The organism is Allobosea sp. P5_A5, from assembly GCF_056400625.1.
Genome location: NZ_JBFUKY010000020.1, coordinates 1 through 17,414, shown reverse-complemented (window position 1 = coordinate 17,414; position 17,414 = coordinate 1). Strand labels below are relative to the sequence as shown.

Below are 17,414 nucleotides of genomic sequence, written 5' to 3'. Positions count from 1 at the left end.
GCTTCGAACCGCTGCCGAGCATCCTCGCTTTGCCCAAGAAACAGTCCGCGCCAATAGGCTTCGTGCTCCGCATTGATTCTCGCAGCCGCTTTACGCGCGCTATGGCCGCGCGGATCGTCGGCCACTCGGATGCGCGTCGACTGCTTGACAATGCCCCGCGGGTCAAAAGCCGCAAACGGCGCCGGCACCCGTCGCACATAGTGCCACCAGCCGTCACGCTTCCCAAGGAAATCCGGCACTGGCGCACACCGTTACACGAAATGTTGTACGCTATGTTGCGCGAAAAAACCCCGTAACGTCAAGCTGGTGCGGATCTTTCGGCCAAATCAACGAATTAGCATGGCAGGCGTGGCGGACAGGGAGGGATTCGAACCCTCGATACGGTTTCCCGTATACACACTTTCCAGGCGTGCGCCTTCAGCCACTCGGCCACCTGTCCGGCGCGGTGCTTATGACCGTCGTGGCGCTATCTTTCAAGGCCGTCGCGACGGCTTTTTCACAATTGCCGAAATAGGCTTGTCGGAGCCTCAGGGTGTATTGTGGTTCGCCTGTGCGACACGCACATGTCCCTCGGTGACCGCGTTTTCAGATGCGGGTGGAATACAGAAGGCGGCGGCGTTGCGATTCATCGTTCGGTTGGCAGGCTACGTCCTCGTCGCGCTCGGCTTTATCGCGGCCATGGTGGACGGCGCGCGTTCCATCGCGAACGGAGCCGTGCAGTTCACATCCATCGGCGATGGGCTGCAGTCCCTGCTGCACGAGCGCTATGCGGCCTTCGGGCCGGCCATCGCGCGAAACGTTCATCCCTGGCTTGCCGATCCCGCTTTCGTCGAAACGATGCGCGCGCCGGTGGCGGCGGCCGCGCTTCTGATCGGCTTCGGCCTGCTTTGGCTCGCGCGGCCGCCCGAACCTGTGATCGGCATCGTCACGCGTCAGTGAACGCGTTTGGACGCCGTCGCATCTGTCAGAAGGCTTTCGCGACGCCTATATTCCTGGCCATCACAGAACGGAGCCCTCGATGTTCTCCTTGCGCAAGAAAACCGCGTTGCCCACAGCTGCCGAGGCCTTGCCCGGCCGCTCGACGCCGCTGCCCACCGCCGAAACCCACTTCGTCAACGGCCATCGCCTCCAGGGTCCCTATCCCGAGGGATTGAAGCAGGCCGTGTTCGGCCTCGGCTGTTTTTGGGGTGCCGAACGCAAGTTCTGGCAGCTCGGCGATGTGGTCTGGGTAACGGCCGTCGGTTATGCCGGAGGCGAAACGCCGAACCCGACTTATGAGGAGACCTGCAGTGGCCTGACCGGCCACACCGAGGTCGTGCTGGTCGTCTACGATCCCGCGAAGACCTCCTATGAGGCGCTGCTCAAGACCTTCTGGGAAAACCATAATCCGACGCAGGGCATGCGGCAGGGCAATGATGCCGGCACGCAGTATCGCTCTGCGATTTACACCTTCGATGCAGAGCAGCTTTCGGCTGCCGAGCATTCGCGTGACGAATACGGACAGGCGCTGGCGAAGAAGGGGTATGGGCCGATCACGACCGAGATCCGGGAGGCGCCGCCGTTTTATTTCGCTGAAGCCTATCATCAGCAGTATCTGGCCAAGAATCCCGCCGGTTATTGCGGGCTCGGCGGGACGGGCGTGGCCTGCCAGATCGGCGTCGGCGTCCCGGCGTGATGGATTTGGCGTGATGGACTTGGCGTGACGGACTTGGCGTGACGGACTTGGCGTGACGGACTTGGCGAGGCGCACGGGTGCGCGCCTCGCTCTTCCGGTGGAAGTGGTTGGTTCCCGATATGTTCTTGCAAGATTGCCGGAGCTCGGCTAGCGTTCCCTTGGGGATCGGGGTCGGGCAAAATGGTGACGAGAGTCGCGACGGTGGCGTTCGAAGGCATTGAGGCCCGGGCCGTCGATGTTCAGGTGCAGGTCGCGTCGGGCGGCGTCGCGTTCATTCTCGTCGGATTGCCTGACAAGGCTGTCGCGGAAAGCCGTGAGCGCGTCCGCGCGGCACTGATCGCGTCGGGCCTGGCGCTGCCGGCTAAGCGCATCACCGTCAACCTCGCGCCGGCCGATATGCCGAAGGAAGGCAGCCATTACGATCTGCCGATCGCGCTTGCCGTCATGGCCGCCATCGGCGCGATCCCGCCCGACGCCCTGGCCGGTTACAAGGTTCTGGGCGAACTGGCACTCGACGGCTCGATCACGGCGGTGGCCGGGGTGCTGCCTGCGGCGATCGCCGCCTATGACCGGGGGCAAGGGCTGATCTGCCCGGAAGCGACGGGCCCGGAGGCGGCCTGGGCCGCCGCCGATATCGACATCCTGGCGCCGCGTTCGCTGATCCAGCTCGCCAATCATTTCAAGGGCACGCAGGTGATGGCGCGGCCGGAGCCGGCCGTAATGCGGCAAACCGGCCCGCTGCCCGACCTCGCGGACATCAAGGGTCAGGAGAGCGCCAAGCGCGTGCTGGAGATCGCAGCGGCCGGCGGCCACAATCTGCTGATGAACGGGCCACCCGGCGCAGGCAAGTCGATGCTGGCGAGCCGTCTGCCGTCGATCTTGCCGCCGCTTTCGCCGCGCGAACTGCTCGAGGTGTCGATGGTCCTGTCCGTGGGCGGACACCTCGCGGGCGGGCAGCTGACGGACAGGCGACCGTTTCGCGCACCGCATCATTCGGCTTCGATGGCGGCGCTGGTGGGCGGTGGCCTGCAGGCGCGGCCGGGCGAGGTTTCGCTGGCTCATCACGGCGTCCTGTTCCTGGACGAGCTGGCGGAATTCCAGCCGCAGGTGCTGGATGCGCTGCGCCAGCCCATCGAAACCGGCGACGTGCTGATCTCGCGCGCCAATCATCGCGCGGTCTATCCTGCGCGCTTCCAGCTCGTGGCAGCGATGAATCCGTGTCGGTGCGGCAGGGCGACCGAGCCCGGCTATTCATGCAAGCGCCAGGCGACCGAGCGCTGCATCGCGCAGTACCAGACGCGGATTTCCGGCCCGCTGCTCGACCGCATCGATATCATGATCGACGTCCCCGCCGTGACGGCGGCGGACCTGATATTGCCTGCGGCAGGGGAGGGATCGGCCGAGGTCGCGGCCCGTGTGGCCGAGGCACGACGGTTGCAAACTGCGCGTTTCGTAAGCCTTGGGATCACGAACATCATGACCAATGCGGCCTGTCCGCCCCCGGTGCTGGAAGAGATCGCCCGGCCTGACAATGCGGGACTCGCGCTGCTGCGGGACGCCGCGGAAGCCATGCGGTTGACGGCGCGGGCTTATCATCGCGTGCTCAAGGTCGCGCGCACGCTGGCAGATCTCGATGGAGAGGCGAAGGTCGGGCGCCTGCATCTGGCGGAGGCGCTGTCCTATCGCTCGCGAGGCGATCAATTGGCGCAAGCCGCCTGAGCGACCCGACGGTTAAGGGAGCCTTATCGGTTAAGAGAGCCTTGCCGGTTCACCGTCAAACTCGCGCCTCGTTCGACGCCTTTCTTCAGTGAACGGGGGCTAGAGCAAGGGCATGGTTCCTTCGCTCTGGGCATTTTCGGCGCTTTTCCTCGGCGTGCTCGCAAGCGTCGCTGCCGCTGTCTTTGTCACCCTGCGCTGGCGGACCGGCATATTGCAGCACCAGGCGACGCTCATGCGCGACGTCGAGAGCCTGACCGATCGCCTCTGGAGCCTGGCCGATCGGGAGGAGCGCTATCGCAGCCTGATCGAAGCGCAAGGTGATTTCATCGTGCGCCGCGATGGCATGCGCATCATCTATGCAAATGCTGCTTATGCGGCTCTTTATGGAGCTTGCGACGATGATCTGATCGGTAGCGAGGCGCAACTGCCGCAACTGGCGCTGCGTGCACGCGCCCAGCGGGAGGATGGGACCCGCAGTTTCGACGAATGCCTGGCCACGCAGGAGGGCGAGCGCTGGGTCGCCTGGGTCGAGACCCTGGTGCCCGGGCCGGACGGCCGTATGCTGAACCAGCGCGTCGGGCGCGACATCTCCACCCGCATCGCCGATGAGGACGCGCTGGTCGAGGCGCGTAGCCGCGCGGAAGCCGCGAGCGAGGCCAAATCACGCTTTCTCGCCACGGTCAGCCACGAATTCCGCACGCCGCTCAACGGAATCCTGGGGATGTCCGACCTTCTGTCCGACACCGGATTGGACGGCGAGCAGTCGACTTACGTCCAGGCCCTGCGCATCTCGGGCGAGGCGCTGCTGGCGCTGGTCGACGACATCCTCGATTTCGCCAAGGTCGAGGCGGGACGGCTGGAACTGGCACGGGAACCATTCGATGCCTTGCAGTTGGTGGAAACGGTCGCGGAGTTGATGGCGCCACGCGCACAGGCCAAGGGCATCGAGCTCGCAGCCCATATCTCACCGGATGTACCAGCCCAACTGATCGGCGACCGCGACCGGATGCGCCAGATCCTGCTCAATCTTGTGGGCAATGCGGTCAAGTTCACGGAAGCCGGCGGGGTCGGCATCAGCCTGCGGCGAGCGGGTACGGCGATCGAAATCGTCGTGGCCGACACCGGCCCGGGCATCCCGGCCGACAAGCTCGAGAGCATTTTCGGCGAATTCGAGCAGCTCGAGCGCGAGCCGGGAGAACTCAACGCGGGCACCGGGCTCGGGCTCGCGATCGTGCGCCGTCTGGTCGCAGCGATGGGCGGGGAGGTGCATGCCGAAAGCCGATTGGGGCAGGGCGCTAGGTTCCGCGTCGTTTTACCCCTGTCGGCAGCACCCGGCCGGAGTGCGGAGCCGATCCCGCAATGGCCTGGCCGGCATGTGCTGATCGTATCGCCGGCGCCCTTCGCCGGATCGTTCCTGGTCGAGACCATCAGCGCAACGGGGGCTTCTGCTCGGCTCGTCACCACGATCGAGGCAGCGCAGGATGTGTTCGCGGCCGAGCCGGTCAGCGGGGTCCTGATCGATCAGGTGATCGGCGATGCACCGGCTAAGGATCTGGCGCGGGCGGCTGCTGCGGCCGGCGTCCGCGATTGCCTGATCCTGCTTTCGCCGCTCGCGAGGCGCCAGTTCGGGGCTCCGCAGGCAGCGGGATTCTCAGGTTTCCTGATCAAGCCGGTCCGCGCCCGCTCCTTGTACGAGCGGCTTGGCGACACCTCCCCCTCCGTCTCGAAAGGCCCGCAGATCATGCGGCCGGCTCATGCGAGCCGATCGGCCCGACTGAACGTGCTCGTTGCCGAAGACAACGAGATCAACGCCTTGCTCCTGACCCGGACGCTGGAGCGCCTCGGCGCCTTCCCGATATGGGTTCAGGACGGAGCCGCCGCCCTGAAACGCATTACCGCCGGCTTTGACGGGGAGGAAACGCCGCTGGATCTGGCGCTGCTCGATGTCAGAATGCCGGGGCTTACCGGGCTTGATTGCGTCCGCGCGGTCAGGGCGCTTGAATCGCAACGAAAACAGGGCAGGCGCCTGCCGGTCGTGGCGGTCACCGCCAATGTCTCGGCGTCGGATCGCGAGGCTGCATTGACCGCCGGCATGGATGATTGCCTGGCAAAGCCTCTAGAGCGCGCCGCTTTGGTTCGATTGCTCGATGCCCTGGAGCCGGGCTTGTCGATGCCGCAACCGCTCTCGGCTTGACGGCCGTCACGGGTTCGACGCAGTTCTGTCGCAACCCTGTAAAACCTCCACAGCAAGCCTTCCCGAATGCCGGAAGCGGTTTCAGGGGTGAGACTGGCTATGACTTTGCATGTTTCCGCGAGCGCGCATTCGACGGCGCTGCGTTTCTCAGCCGGCAATCCTTTTCTTTCGCGCCTTGCGCCGATGATGCCGGTCACGGGCGGCGCCATGCGCCGGTATGCAGGAATTTCAGGCGAGTCGGAGCCGCTCGCCGGCACGCTCGGCCGGCATGGCTCGCTCGAGGTCAGGCTGGCACGCAGCCCGCGCGAGATCTGGCGGGCGCAGCGCCTGCGCTACCGCGTGTTCTATGAGGAGATGTCGGCGAAGCCCGATGTGGTCGCGCGGATGTTTCGCCGCGATGCCGATCGCTTCGACAAGGCCTGTGATCATCTGCTGGTGATCGACCATGACGCGCGAGGCCGCTTCGGCGGTGTCAAACCCAAGGTCGTTGGGACCTATCGGCTGATGCGCCAGAGCGCGGCCGACCGGCTTGGGGGTTTCTACTCCCAAAGCGAATTCGATTTGAGGCCGCTTCTGGCTGGACATCCCGGCCAGCGCTTTCTCGAACTTGGCCGTTCCTGCGTGCTGAAGCCCTACCGTACCAAGCGCACGGTCGACCTGCTTTGGTCGGGGATCTGGGCTTATATCCAGCATTACCGCATCGATGCGATGTTCGGTTGCGCCTCCTTGGACGGGACCGATCCGGAGGCGCTCGCGTTGCCGCTAAGCTTCCTGCATCATCACGCGCGCTCGGAGGGCGCTTGGCAGGCTACGGCGCATCCGGGCCATCGCGTCGGGATGGACCGCCTGCCGGCGGAAACCGTCGATGCCAAGCTGGCGCTGCGGCAGATGCCGCCGCTGATCAAGGGCTATCTGCGGATCGGCGCGCGCTTCGGCACTGGGGCGGTGGTGGACCACCAGTTCGGCACGACCGACGTCCTGGTCGTGCTGCCGGTTTCGGCGATCGACCAGCGCTATATCGATTATTATGGCGGCGAGAAGCCGCGCTTTGCCGCCTGAAGCGGGCTACTCGCCTGCGGCGATGAGCGCGCGCAGTCCTTCGCGATAGGTCGGATAGCGGAAGGCATAGCCGAATTCGCGTTTCACCAGCGCGTTCGAGACCCGCTTGTTCTCGCTGTAGAAGCTCTTCGCCATCGGGGAGAGCTGCGCCTCCGCAAAGGGAATCTCGTCTGGCGGAGGCAGCCCGGTCATCTCTGCTGCCAGCGTCACCACATCCTGCGGCGGAGCCGGCTCGTCGTCGCTGACATTGTAGATGGCGCCCCCGCGCGGCTGCTCGATGGATGCCAGCACCACGCCGGTAATATCCTCGACATGGATGCGGTTGAAGACCTGTCCGGGTTTGACGATGCGATGGGCGGTGCCGCTGCGCAGCTTCGCGAGGGGATTGCGGCCGGGGCCGTAAATGCCGGCGAGGCGGAAAATCTGGACCGCCTTGCCACTCGATTCGCCGAAAGCCAGCCATTGCTGTTCGACAGCGATGCGCCCGCGATTGCGGTCGTTGCCCGGAGCCGGGGCGGTCGCCTCGTCGATCCAGGCGCCGGCCTGGTCGCCATAGACCCCGATGGTCGAAAGATAGCCGATCCAGCGCAGCCGCGGTGCTGCGGACAGGGCTTGCGACAGGGCGTTGAGGACGGGATCGCCATCCTCGCTCGGCTGGATCGAGACGAGGACCGCATCCGCTTCCGCGACAGCCTCAGCCAGACGGCGCGACACGGCAAAGCCGCCGAAGACCAGGGTCCGGATGCCGCCGCGGCTGAGTTCGGCCGCCCTGTCGGCATCGCGTACGGTGCCGGTGATCTCCCAGCCGCGTTCGAGAGCGGCGCGCGCGAAGAAACCGGCGGTATAGCCGAGGCCGAGAATAAGAACGTTCATGCAGCGTCTTCCGTTGGGGTGGCGAGGGCTCGCCACTCGGCGCGCACATCGGCGTCGTCTTCGTCCTGCAGAGCCTCGGGCGCCAGCGTCACAGCCTTCAGAGGCAACAGCCGTCCCAGGGCCCAGACAGCCATCGCCCGCACCAGCGGCGATGGATGGCTAAGATGCAGCTCGGCATGTTCGGCGAGGGCCGGCAGGCCGCTGTTCCCGATCGCGATCAGGACATTGCGCAGAAAGCGCGCATGGCCTGTGCGCTTGACCGGCGTGCCGGCGAAAAGGCTTCGGAAGGCAGGGTCATCGAGCGCGGCCAGATCCGCCAGCGACAAAGCGTCGAGCTCGCTCTTCAGCGCAAGCCGCGTCTCCTGCGAGGCCTGCGCGAACTTGTTCCAGGGGCAGACGGCCAGGCAATCGTCGCAGCCGAAAACCCGGTTGCCGATGCCGGGCCGAAGCGCGGCATCGATATGGCCCGGATGTTCGATGGTGAGATAGGCGATGCAACGGCGGGCATCGAGCTGGTAGGGCGCCGGGAAGGCATCGGTCGGGCAGATGTCGAGGCAGCGCCGGCAGGAGCCGCAATGGTCGGTTTCGGGCGCGTCGGCGGGGAGATCGGCCGTGGTGTAGATCGCGCCGAGCAGCAGCCATGAACCGTGCTCGCGCGAGACCAGCACGGTGTGCTTGCCCTGCCAACCCAGCCCGGCCGCTTCCGCCAGCGGCTTTTCCATGACGGGCGCGGTGTCGACGAAGACCTTGACGTCGGCACCTGCGCGGGCGGCAAGCAGGCCGGCGACCGTCTTGAGCTTGCCCTTGATGACGTCGTGATAGTCACGCCGGCGGGCATAAAGAGATATCGCGCCCTTGTCAGGCTGGCCGAGCAGCGCCAGCGGGTCGCCTTCGCCGGCATAGTTCATGCCAAGCATGACGACGGAACGCACCTCGCTCCAGAGACGGCGCGGATCGGCGCGTTCGGCGGTGCGCTCGTCCATCCAGCCCATGTCGCCGTGATGGCCGGCTTCGAGCCAGGCTTTGAGCCGCTCCGGCGCCTTCGGAATCGCATCGACGGCAGCGACGCGCATGACCGCGAAGCCTTCCGTCAGCGCCCGCTCCGCGACCGCGCGCTTGAGAGCCGCGCCGGTCAGAAGTCCAGATTGTCGTAATGCGCGCTCGGCGCCATGCCCGGCATCCGGTCGCCGAGCAGGGGCCGGAAGCTCGGCCTTGATTTGATCCGGGCGTACCATGCGCGCGCCGTCTCGTCCTCTTCCCAGGGTACGTCACCGAGATAGTCGACGCAGGAGAGATGCGCCGCCGCGGCGAGATCGGCATAGCTCAGTCGATCGCCGGCAATCCAGTTCCGCTTCGCCAGCAGCCAGGAGATATAGCGCAGATGATAGCGGACATTGGACCGCGCCGCACGGATCGCGCTCATCTCGGGTGGGCCGCCACCGTCGTCGCGGCCCATGAAGCGCTTCATCACCTTTTCCATCACCAGCGGGCCGGTGATCTCGTCATGGAACTTGATGTTAAACCAGTCGAGCAGGCGACGAACCTCGACGCGCTCTCCCGGACCTTCGGGTAACAGCCGGCGGTCATCCAGCGCCAGCCCGCGCGTCTCGTCGAGATATTCGGCGATCGGGCCGGCGCCCGGCACGGCCAGCCCGTTCTCCTCGCGGAAGACAGGTGTGGTGCCGGCCGTGTTCAGCTCGAGAAATTCCCGCCTGCGCTCCCAGACACGCTCCTCGACCAATTCGGTCTCCATGCCGAACTCGCTCAGCACAAGGCGGACGAAGCGCGAATGCGGGCACAGCGGATAATGAAACAGGGTCGCCATGGCACTCATCAAGCCTTGAAGCGGGTTAAATGCGGCCGGAGCGGGGCGGGAGGCCGGGAAATGCCCCGCTATGCGTCCAGCGCCGCTCTTAGCACGCCGGAAAACCGTCACAAGCGAAGGGTATCGCGATGCCAGCGATTTGCTTCAACCAGTTGCCGAAGTGGTAACCAATTTGCAAAGAGCTGCGCTTATACCCCGTTCCGAGGTCGATAGACGCGGGCCGGCCAGGCCTTGAGCCGCACGAGGATCGCTCCATGCAGAACACCATCGAAGCCTTCGTGCTCGGCATCGTCGAAGGTCTGACCGAGTTCCTGCCGGTCTCCTCGACCGGGCATCTGCTGCTGCTCGGGCATTTCCTCGGCTTCGAATCGAACGGGAAGAGCTTCGAGGTCTTGGTACAGCTCGGCGCCATCCTGGCGATCGTGCTGGTCTATTTCCGCCGGCTGCTCGACATCGCGCTCAGGGCGCCGCGCGATCCGGCCGCGCGCCGCTTCATCCTCGGCGTTCTCATCGCCTTCCTGCCGGCGGCGATCATCGGCGCGCTGCTGCATGGCTTCATCAAGGGCGTGCTGTTCAATCCCATCATCGTCTGCTGCGCACTGATCGCCGGCGGGCTCGTGCTGCTGGTCGTCGACGAGCTCGAGCTGCAGGAGAAGCACACCGACGCCACGACCTTTACCCTGCCGATGTATCTCAAGATCGGCTTCTTCCAGTGTTTGGCGATGATCCCCGGCGTCTCGCGCTCGGGCGCCACCATTGTCGGCGCCATGCTGATGGGTGCCAGCAAGCGGGCAGCGGCCGAGTTTTCCTTCTTCCTGGCGATGCCGACCATGGCCGGCGCCTTCGCCTACGACCTGCTGAAGAGCTACAAGGATCTGACCTTCGACGACGGCATCCTGATCGTCATCGGCTTCGTCGCCGCGTTCTTTTCGGCGCTTCTCGTGGTCCGCTCCTTCCTCGACTTCGTCTCGCGGCACGGCTTCGCCGTCTTCGCTTGGTGGCGGATCATCGTCGGCATGGTCGGCCTTGCCGGTCTTTGGATCGTCGGCTGACGGGGCGGCTTCAGGCCGGTCGCGCCGGGTCGGAGAGAGCGTCCGCCAGCGTCGGCTGGCGGTTCGCCGGCGATTGCGGCAGCGTCGTCGTCTGCCGCTCGATCATGCGGTGGACAACCGGGGGGTTCGGGCCACTGTGCAGCGCGCGAACCTGCTCGCCGATTTCGGCATCGGCCTGAGTGATGCGCTGGTTCTGACGGACATATTCGACCCAGGTGGGGCTGTCATAGCGCTCGATCCAGAGTGTCGGGTCGGTGAGATCCCGCAGCAGGGTCCAATGCCGTGCGCCGTCCCGGCGACGGATGCGCCGGCGCTCCGCCATCGCATTCAGGAAGGCGACGACGTCCTCCGGCTTGATGATGTATTCGATGGTGACGATCACCGGCCCGCTGCGCGGCTCGATATCGACCGCGACCTTGGGCTCCCGCCAGCGGCTGAGCGGATCAAGGTTGAGCTCTTCCAGCGGCGGCAGGCGGTAGCGCAGGCCGATCGCGGCACCGGCCAGCAAGGCGATGGCCGAGAGCTGGAGGCCGGTGTCGGTGCCATAATGCAGAGCCGTGCGCCCCCAGGCCCAGCTCCCGATGGCCATGCCGCCGAAGGTCGCCATCTGGTAGAACGCCAGCGCCCTGCCCACGACCCAGCGCGGCGCCGACAACTGGACCGTGGCATTGAAGGTCGACAGCGCCAGCACCCAGCAGGCGCCGCAGACGAACAGGCCCGGCATCGTCATGTAGATGGAATGGCTGGAGCCGACGAGCAGGATGCCGATGGCGTAGGCGATGAAGGTCGAGCGCACCAGCGCCTCGGTGCTCATCGCGCGACGCAAGCGCGCGCTCATGAAAGCGCCGACCACCGCGCCCGCGCCGAAGCCGCCGAGCAGAATGCCATAGGTGAGGGGGCCGCCCTTGATCAGATCGCGCGCCACGAGCGGGAGCAAGGCGAGGCCAACGATGGCGCCGAAACCGAAGGCGAAGGCGCGCAGGATGACGGCCCGGATATTGGGCGACATCGCGACATAGCGCACGCCGGCGCCCATTGCGATGAACAGCGTCTCACGCGGCAGCAGACGCTCGACCTTGGGCGGCTGCCAGCGCAACAGCACGGCGATCAAGCCGATATAGCTGACGGCATTGATGGCGAAGGCCGCGACCGCACCGGCCGCCGCGACGATGGCGCCGCCGATCGCCGGGCCGACGCTGCGGGCGATGTTGAAGGCGACGCTGTTCAGCGTCACCGCCGCCGGCACGTCCCGCCTCGGCACCATGTCGCCTACGGATGATTGCCAGGCCGGGTTGTTCAGTGCGGTGCCGCAGCCAATCAGAAAGGTGAAGCTCAGCAGCATCCAGGGCGTGATGACGCCGACCCAGGCGAAGACCGCGAGCCCGATCGAGACCGCCAGCATGAAGAACTGCGCGGTCAGCATGATGCGGCGACGGTCGTAATTGTCGGAGATCGCGCCGGCGGCTAGCGAGAACAGCATCACCGGCAGTGTCGTCGAGGCCTGGACCAGCGCCACCATCTCGGGCGAGGGCGAGATCGAGGCCATCATCCAGGAAGCGCCGACGGACTGCACCAAGCCGCCGAAATTCGAGGCCAAGCTCGCGAACCAGACCGCACGGAAGATCGGCTGTTGCAGCGGGACGAAGGGCGAGGAGCGCGTCGCGGGAGCGATTCCTTCGGCGGCGAGCTCGGCTTCGGCGACGTCGGCTATCGGCTGGGCATGCGGATCATCAGGCATGGCGCTAGGGTTAAACAGGACGGCCGCGACGGCAAACCGTTTTCAGCGCAACCATCGCGGAAAGTTGGCCGAGGACCCGATCAGGCCGGGCTGACGCGCCGCTCTCGCCCGGTTCCGGTCGCTTGGCGCGCGCGCACGGCACGAACGAGCGCGACGGCGATCCCTGCCAACGCGACCCAATGAGCCGGGCGGATCGAAGCATAATCCCAATAGGTCAGGATATCGGCATTGGCCTGAAGCACGAGCCAGGGCGCGACGCCACTCGCGACCGCGTACCAGCCGGCTTCCAGCAGCGCTGTCGCCAGTCCGGCAAGGACCGCAAGGCCGATCAGCAAGGGGAGCGAGGGCTTGAGCTTCCGCCGGAACATCCCACGATAGAACAGCAGCAACACGAAGAGACCGCACATCAGGACCGGCTCGGTGACGTCGATCTTGGATTGCAGGGCGAAATGCAGCAGCGCGACGGCGGCGATCGGATAGACGAGATTGTGCAGTCGCTGCCAGTTCTTGCCGAGCCTGCGGATCATGCCATCTGTCGAGGTGATGCCGAGCGCGACGAGGCCCAGCAGTGCGACGAAGCCGATCGTCAGGTAGAAGCGCTTGACGATCTCGGAGACGATCAGGCCCCAATCGAAGGCCATGTCGATACAATAGAGGGCGAGATGGCCGAGCGCATAGGCCATCACCGAGAGCCCGAGCATGCGGCGTACCCCGATCAGCTTGCCCCATTCCAGCAGGCGCCGCAGCGGCGAGATCGCCAGCGAAAGGATCAGCAGCCTGACCGCCCAGGTGCCGGTACGGTGGATCGCCTCGGTCCAGGGCTTGGAACCGAGCTGGTGCGTCCATGCGGCGTAAAGGATCAGCAGCGCCGGTAGCAGGGTCACCAGAAAGGCTGCGAGCCTGAGCGTGGAAAAATTCCCCTGGCGGTCGCACCAAGGGAGCCAGCTCGTCCAGGGCGCAGCCGGCTTTCGCTTCGGCTTGGCGGGTCCCGCGAGTTCGCTGTTCGGTGCTGTCGCTTGCGCGCGAGCCGGCATCGTCAAAGCCGCTCTCCATCATGCGGGTGTGATCGTCCCCGCATAACCGACGCGCGGGCACAATGTCCCGCACGTCTTCACACAAGCGCGTGAAGCGAGGCGGCGGCGATAACGCGTCGGCGGTGTCGCGGCGAGGCCGCCTTGCGGTCCGCGCCTCCATTTCGATCAGGACTAGGGCCGCGTCCGACGGCTTGTCCATGGTGTCGCCCGGGCCGATCGAGCGGCTGGCCACACGCGTGGAAGGCTGCCTGCGTCTCAGGCCTCAGCACTGGGCCTTCATCGGCGAGGAGCCTCGTTCCGGGCGATGTCTTGGAGCGGTGCCCGGTCTGAAACCACTTGCAATGGCTGGCGATCGGGAGTGCCATGCGGCTCGGTGGCAGCAAGCCTCGCCAGGGAGAACGCCATGTTCAGGACATTCATTCTCGCATCCGCATCGGCCCTCGCACTCGCCTCCTTCTCAGCCTCGCCTGCTGCGGCGCTGACGATGAAGGAGTGCAGCGTCAAATATCAGGATGCCAAGAAGGCCAACACGCTGAAGGGCCAGAAGTGGAACGATTTCCGCAAGGCGCAGTGCGGCGACGATGACGCCTCCGACACCGACGCGGCTGCAGCGGTCCCGGCCGAGCCCGCGCCGGCCGCAATGCCTGCTCCCGCGCCTGCGGCAACGCCCACCGCCGCTCCCGCAGCCAAGCCTGCGGCGATGCCTGTAGGCAAGGCTAAACCTGCGATGTTCCCGAAGGCGGTCTCCGAGAAATATTCGAGCGAGAGCGCCGGCAGGGCCCGGCTCAAGACCTGTGCCGACCAATACAATGCCAACAAGGCGGCCAACGCCAATGGCGAACTGAAATGGATCGAGAAGGGCGGCGGCTACYGGAGCCAGTGCAACGCCAAGCTCAAGGGCTGAATGCTCGCCGGTTGACCCGCGCATCCACATGCAAACGCCGCGCGGAAGCGCGGCGTTTCTTTTTTGCGGCGCGGTTGCCCGTGTCAGTCGACGACACGCACAGCGCCGCGGGCCGCGCTGGTCGTGGTCGCGGCATAGGCCTTCAGCGCGGTTGTGACCTTGCGCTTGCGCGGCGCTTCCGGCTTCCAGGCATCCTTGCCCTTGGCCTCCATCGCGGCGCGGCGATGAGCCAGCACCTCGTCGGAGACATCGATCCGGATGCTGCGGTTGGGAATGTCGATCGCGATGATATCACCGCTTTCGACGAGGCCGATGGCGCCGCCTTCCGCCGCTTCCGGCGAAACATGGCCGATGGAGAGGCCCGACGACCCGCCCGAGAAGCGCCCGTCGGTGATCAGTGCGCAGGCCTTGCCCAGCCCCTTCGACTTCAGATAGCTCGTCGGATAGAGCATTTCCTGCATGCCGGGCCCGCCACGCGGGCCTTCGTAGCGGATCAGCACGATGTCGCCCTCCTTGACCTTGCGGTTGAGGATGCCGTCCACCGCCGCGTCCTGGCTCTCGAAGATCACCGCCGGGCCCGAGAATTTCAGGATCGAGGCATCGACGCCCGCCGTTTTCACGATGCAGCCGTCGAGCGCGAGGTTGCCGTAGAGCACCGCAAGCCCGCCATCCCGCGAATACGCATGTTCGAGATTGCGGATGACGCCGGCTTCGCGGTCGGTGTCGAGTTCCTCGAAGCGGCGGCTCTGGCTGAAGGCGGTCTGTGTCGGCACGCCGCCGGGCGCGGCGCTGTAGAAGGAGCGGACACTCTCGCTCTGGGTCTGAACGATGTCCCAGCGCGCCAGCGCGTCCGCCATGGTGGTGGAGTGGACCGTCGGCAGCGAGGTGTCGATCAGCCCGGCGCGGTCGAGCTCGCCGAGGATTGCCATGATGCCGCCGGCCCGGTGCACGTCTTCCATATGCACGTTGGCGACGGCGGGCGCGACCTTGCACAGCACCGGCACGCGGCGCGACAGCCGGTCGATATCGGCCATGGTGAAGTCGATCTCAGCTTCATGCGCCGCCGCCAGCAGGTGCAACACCGTGTTGGTCGAGCCGCCCATGGCGATGTCGAGCGTCATCGCGTTCTCAAAGGCCTTGAACGAGCCAACATTGCGCGGCAGCACGCTCTCGTCGTCCTGCTCGTAATAACGCTTGGCAATATCGACGATCAGATGCCCGGCCTCGACGAAGAGGCGCTTGCGGTCGGAATGGGTGGCGAGCGTCGAGCCGTTGCCGGGGAGCGCGAGACCCAGCGCCTCGGTCAGGCAGTTCATCGAGTTGGCGGTGAACATGCCCGAGCAGGAGCCGCAGGTGGGGCAGGCCGAGCGCTCGATCACATCGACCTCGGCATCGGTGTATTTGTCGTCGGCGGCGGCGATCATCGCATCGACGAGATCGACCTTCTTCAGCACGCCGTCGGCGATGTACTTGCCGGCTTCCATCGGGCCACCCGAGACGAAGACGGTAGGGATGTTCAGCCGCATCGACGCCATCAGCATGCCGGGCGTGATCTTGTCGCAATTGGAGATGCAGACCATCCCATCGGCGCAATGGGCGTTGACCATGTATTCAACGCTGTCTGCGATCAGCTCGCGAGAGGGCAGGCTGTAGAGCATGCCGTCATGGCCCATAGCGATGCCGTCATCGACCGCGATGGTGTTGAACTCCTTGGCGACGCCGCCAGCCTTTTCGATCTCTCGGGCGACGAGCTGGCCGAGATCCTGAAGATGGACGTGGCCGGGCACGAACTGGGTGAAGGAGTTCACCACCGCGATGATCGGCTTGCCGAAATCGCCGTCCTTCATGCCTGTGGCGCGCCACAGGCCGCGGGCGCCGGCCATATTGCGGCCGTGGGTGGAGGTGGCGGATCTCAGCCTGGGCATGTCGTGCTCCGTTCGGGCTCCCGACGGCCCATTTGGCGGCAACCTAACGCGTGAAGACTGGCTCGCAAAATCGAATTCCTCGATTTCCATCATCGGTGGAGCGGATGATGGCGGCCCGGCCATTGAGGATGGCTCGCGCGGGCGCCATGATCTAAGCCCGCTTTCCCCGCTCCCGACGGCACGCCTGTGATGTTGCGCAATATCGATGTCGACCTGCTGCGCTCCTTCGTCACCATCGCGGAGCTGCGCAGCTTCACGCGCGCCGCGGCCGCGCTGTTCCGCAGCCAATCGACGGTCTCAACGCAGATCAGGCGCCTCGAGGAGCTGGTGGGTCAGAGCCTGCTGCAACGCTCGCCGCACGTTGTTTCGCTGACACAGGCGGGCGAGCGGTTCCTGGGCTATGCCCGTCGGATCGTGGCGCTGCATGACGAAGCGCTCGACGTCATCAATGCGCAGCAGGTCAGCGGCCGGGTGAGGCTGGCGGTGATGGATGATTACGCCACGCTAGTGCTGCCCGAGATCCTGGCGCGCTTCGCGCGTTCCCATCCCGATGTCGAGCTTGAAGTCACCACCGGCTTTACGCGCGATCTCCTGAACAGTCTTGGCGAGGAGTTCGACCTGGTTCTCGCGACGCAGAAGGCCGGCGATGGTCGTGGCATCGTGCTGCGCCGGGAGCCGACGCTATGGGCCTGCGCCGACGAGGCGAGCTTCACGCTGGATGCTCCGTTGCCGCTCGCGCTGCTGAAAGCGCCCAACATGTTCCGCGAATGGGCGCTGGCAGCGCTGGACGAGGCCGGACTGCGCTGGCGCATCCTGTTTTCCAGCACGAGCATCGGCGCGGTCGAGGCGGTCGCGGCGTCCGGCGCGGCCCTGACGGTGGTCAAGCAAGGAACGGCTCGTCCGGGACTTCGTCTCGTGGGCACCGAGGCTGGCTTGCCGGGACTTCCGGCCTCTGAGATCGCGCTCCATATGGCTCCCGGCCGCGCGAGCGCTGCGATCGCCGCGATGAGCGCCTTTCTGAGCGAAACCCTGCGGGAAAAGGGGCCTTCTGCCTGAGAGCAGGGCGTTGGAGCCTGATGGTTCGGTCTCCTCGACCCGATCTTTCAGTTTCAGTTGAGACCATCTGAAAACAGACCCCATATAAGTCATTGATTCAAAATGGAATCATGTTTCTCTCGAAAAACTTTCGAAATGGCCGTTGACACCTCTCCCGCCTGCCGCCTATAAGCCACCCATCGAGACGGCGCCGCCGGTGAGCGGCGCTTCTCTGGTGCTTCCTGAGGGGATGGGGCTTAGAGCCGGGCAACCGGACGAGTTTCTGTCTGGATTTTGTGAAGCCCTTGCTGTTTGACAATTGAAGACTGTGAAAGAGAAACGTGGACGGCGTGGTTCTTGCGGGTTTGCCTTAAGGGGCGA

Annotated in this window: 14 protein-coding genes, 1 tRNA gene and 1 pseudogene; 8 read left to right on the top strand and 8 right to left on the bottom strand. The window is 65.5% G+C overall.

The window, feature by feature from the left end:
* Both AC1DR6_RS22710 and AC1DR6_RS22705 read right to left on the bottom strand, forming a co-directional pair.
* Nucleotides 1-239, bottom strand: a pseudogene (locus AC1DR6_RS22710) (integrase); the annotation flags it as partial.
* Between the two features lie 110 nt (nt 240-349).
* Nucleotides 350-439: transfer RNA gene (locus AC1DR6_RS22705), tRNA-Ser, on the bottom strand.
* Nucleotides 440-618: 179 nt separating this feature from the next.
* On the opposite strand from AC1DR6_RS22705, the gene AC1DR6_RS22700 reads away from it, so the two are divergent.
* The 5 genes from AC1DR6_RS22700 to olsB all read left to right on the top strand — a co-directional run bounded on the left by AC1DR6_RS22700 (nt 619) and on the right by olsB (nt 6,647).
* Complete coding sequence (locus AC1DR6_RS22700; RefSeq protein ID WP_476831540.1) at nt 619-939, top strand: PetM family of cytochrome b6f complex subunit 7; 321 nt, start codon at nt 619-621, stop codon at nt 937-939.
* A gap of 79 nt (nt 940-1,018) precedes the next feature.
* The gene (gene msrA / locus AC1DR6_RS22695) at nt 1,019-1,675 is read left to right on the top strand and encodes a peptide-methionine (S)-S-oxide reductase MsrA (RefSeq protein ID WP_476831539.1); all 657 of its coding nucleotides are present in this window, start codon (nt 1,019-1,021) and stop codon (nt 1,673-1,675) included.
* A 180-nt stretch (nt 1,676-1,855) separates the two neighbouring features.
* Nucleotides 1,856-3,394 carry a YifB family Mg chelatase-like AAA ATPase gene (locus tag AC1DR6_RS22690; protein WP_476831538.1) on the top strand — a complete coding sequence of 513 codons (1,539 nt, stop codon included), beginning with the start codon at nt 1,856-1,858 and terminating at the stop codon, nt 3,392-3,394.
* Nucleotides 3,395-3,506: 112 nt separating this feature from the next.
* Nucleotides 3,507-5,588, top strand: a complete 2,082-nt coding sequence (locus AC1DR6_RS22685; protein ID WP_476831537.1) for an ATP-binding protein — start codon at nt 3,507-3,509, stop codon at nt 5,586-5,588.
* Nucleotides 5,589-5,795: 207 nt separating this feature from the next.
* Nucleotides 5,796-6,647, top strand: coding sequence for a l-ornithine N(alpha)-acyltransferase (olsB, locus tag AC1DR6_RS22680; RefSeq protein WP_476831542.1), 852 nt, complete (start codon nt 5,796-5,798; stop codon nt 6,645-6,647).
* 6 nt (nt 6,648-6,653) lie between these two features.
* Here the strand turns inward: olsB and AC1DR6_RS22675 are convergent, their stop codons facing one another.
* Genes AC1DR6_RS22675 through AC1DR6_RS22665 form a run of 3 tightly spaced genes read right to left on the bottom strand, consistent with a single transcriptional unit; the run spans nt 6,654 to nt 9,345 of the window.
* A complete protein-coding gene (locus AC1DR6_RS22675; RefSeq protein ID WP_476831536.1) occupies nt 6,654-7,520 on the bottom strand; it encodes an SDR family oxidoreductase in 867 nt (288 codons plus the stop codon).
* Entirely contained in the window at nt 7,517-8,755 is a 1,239-nt protein-coding gene (gene queG / locus AC1DR6_RS22670; RefSeq protein ID WP_476831535.1) for a tRNA epoxyqueuosine(34) reductase QueG, read from the bottom strand. Before queG ends, AC1DR6_RS22675 begins: the two co-directional genes overlap by 4 nt.
* The gene (locus AC1DR6_RS22665) at nt 8,653-9,345 is read right to left on the bottom strand and encodes a glutathione S-transferase family protein (protein WP_476831534.1); all 693 of its coding nucleotides are present in this window, start codon (nt 9,343-9,345) and stop codon (nt 8,653-8,655) included. The genes queG and AC1DR6_RS22665 overlap by 103 nt, the downstream gene beginning before the upstream one ends.
* A gap of 254 nt (nt 9,346-9,599) precedes the next feature.
* Here AC1DR6_RS22665 and AC1DR6_RS22660 point away from each other — a divergent pair, with 254 nt between their 5' ends.
* Nucleotides 9,600-10,397: an undecaprenyl-diphosphate phosphatase gene (locus tag AC1DR6_RS22660; RefSeq protein WP_476831533.1), complete on the top strand. Its 798-nt coding sequence runs from the start codon at nt 9,600-9,602 to the stop codon at nt 10,395-10,397.
* A 10-nt stretch (nt 10,398-10,407) separates the two neighbouring features.
* Here the strand turns inward: AC1DR6_RS22660 and AC1DR6_RS22655 are convergent, their stop codons facing one another.
* On the bottom strand, nt 10,408-12,135 hold the full coding sequence (locus tag AC1DR6_RS22655) for an MFS transporter (RefSeq protein WP_476831532.1): 1,728 nt from the start codon (nt 12,133-12,135) through the stop codon (nt 10,408-10,410).
* Between the two features lie 80 nt (nt 12,136-12,215).
* Nucleotides 12,216-13,169: a protein-methionine-sulfoxide reductase heme-binding subunit MsrQ gene (locus tag AC1DR6_RS22650; RefSeq protein ID WP_476831541.1), complete on the bottom strand. Its 954-nt coding sequence runs from the start codon at nt 13,167-13,169 to the stop codon at nt 12,216-12,218.
* A 403-nt stretch (nt 13,170-13,572) separates the two neighbouring features.
* On the opposite strand from AC1DR6_RS22650, the gene AC1DR6_RS22645 reads away from it, so the two are divergent.
* Nucleotides 13,573-14,073 carry a hypothetical protein gene (locus tag AC1DR6_RS22645; RefSeq protein WP_476831531.1) on the top strand — a complete coding sequence of 167 codons (501 nt, stop codon included), beginning with the start codon at nt 13,573-13,575 and terminating at the stop codon, nt 14,071-14,073.
* Nucleotides 14,074-14,156: 83 nt separating this feature from the next.
* Here the strand turns inward: AC1DR6_RS22645 and ilvD are convergent, their stop codons facing one another.
* Nucleotides 14,157-15,998, bottom strand: a complete 1,842-nt coding sequence (gene ilvD, locus AC1DR6_RS22640; RefSeq protein ID WP_476831530.1) for a dihydroxy-acid dehydratase — start codon at nt 15,996-15,998, stop codon at nt 14,157-14,159.
* Between the two features lie 189 nt (nt 15,999-16,187).
* Between ilvD and AC1DR6_RS22635 the strand changes: the two genes are divergently transcribed.
* Complete coding sequence (locus AC1DR6_RS22635) at nt 16,188-17,054, top strand: LysR substrate-binding domain-containing protein (protein WP_476831529.1); 867 nt, start codon at nt 16,188-16,190, stop codon at nt 17,052-17,054.
* Nucleotides 17,055-17,414 lie beyond the last annotated feature (360 nt).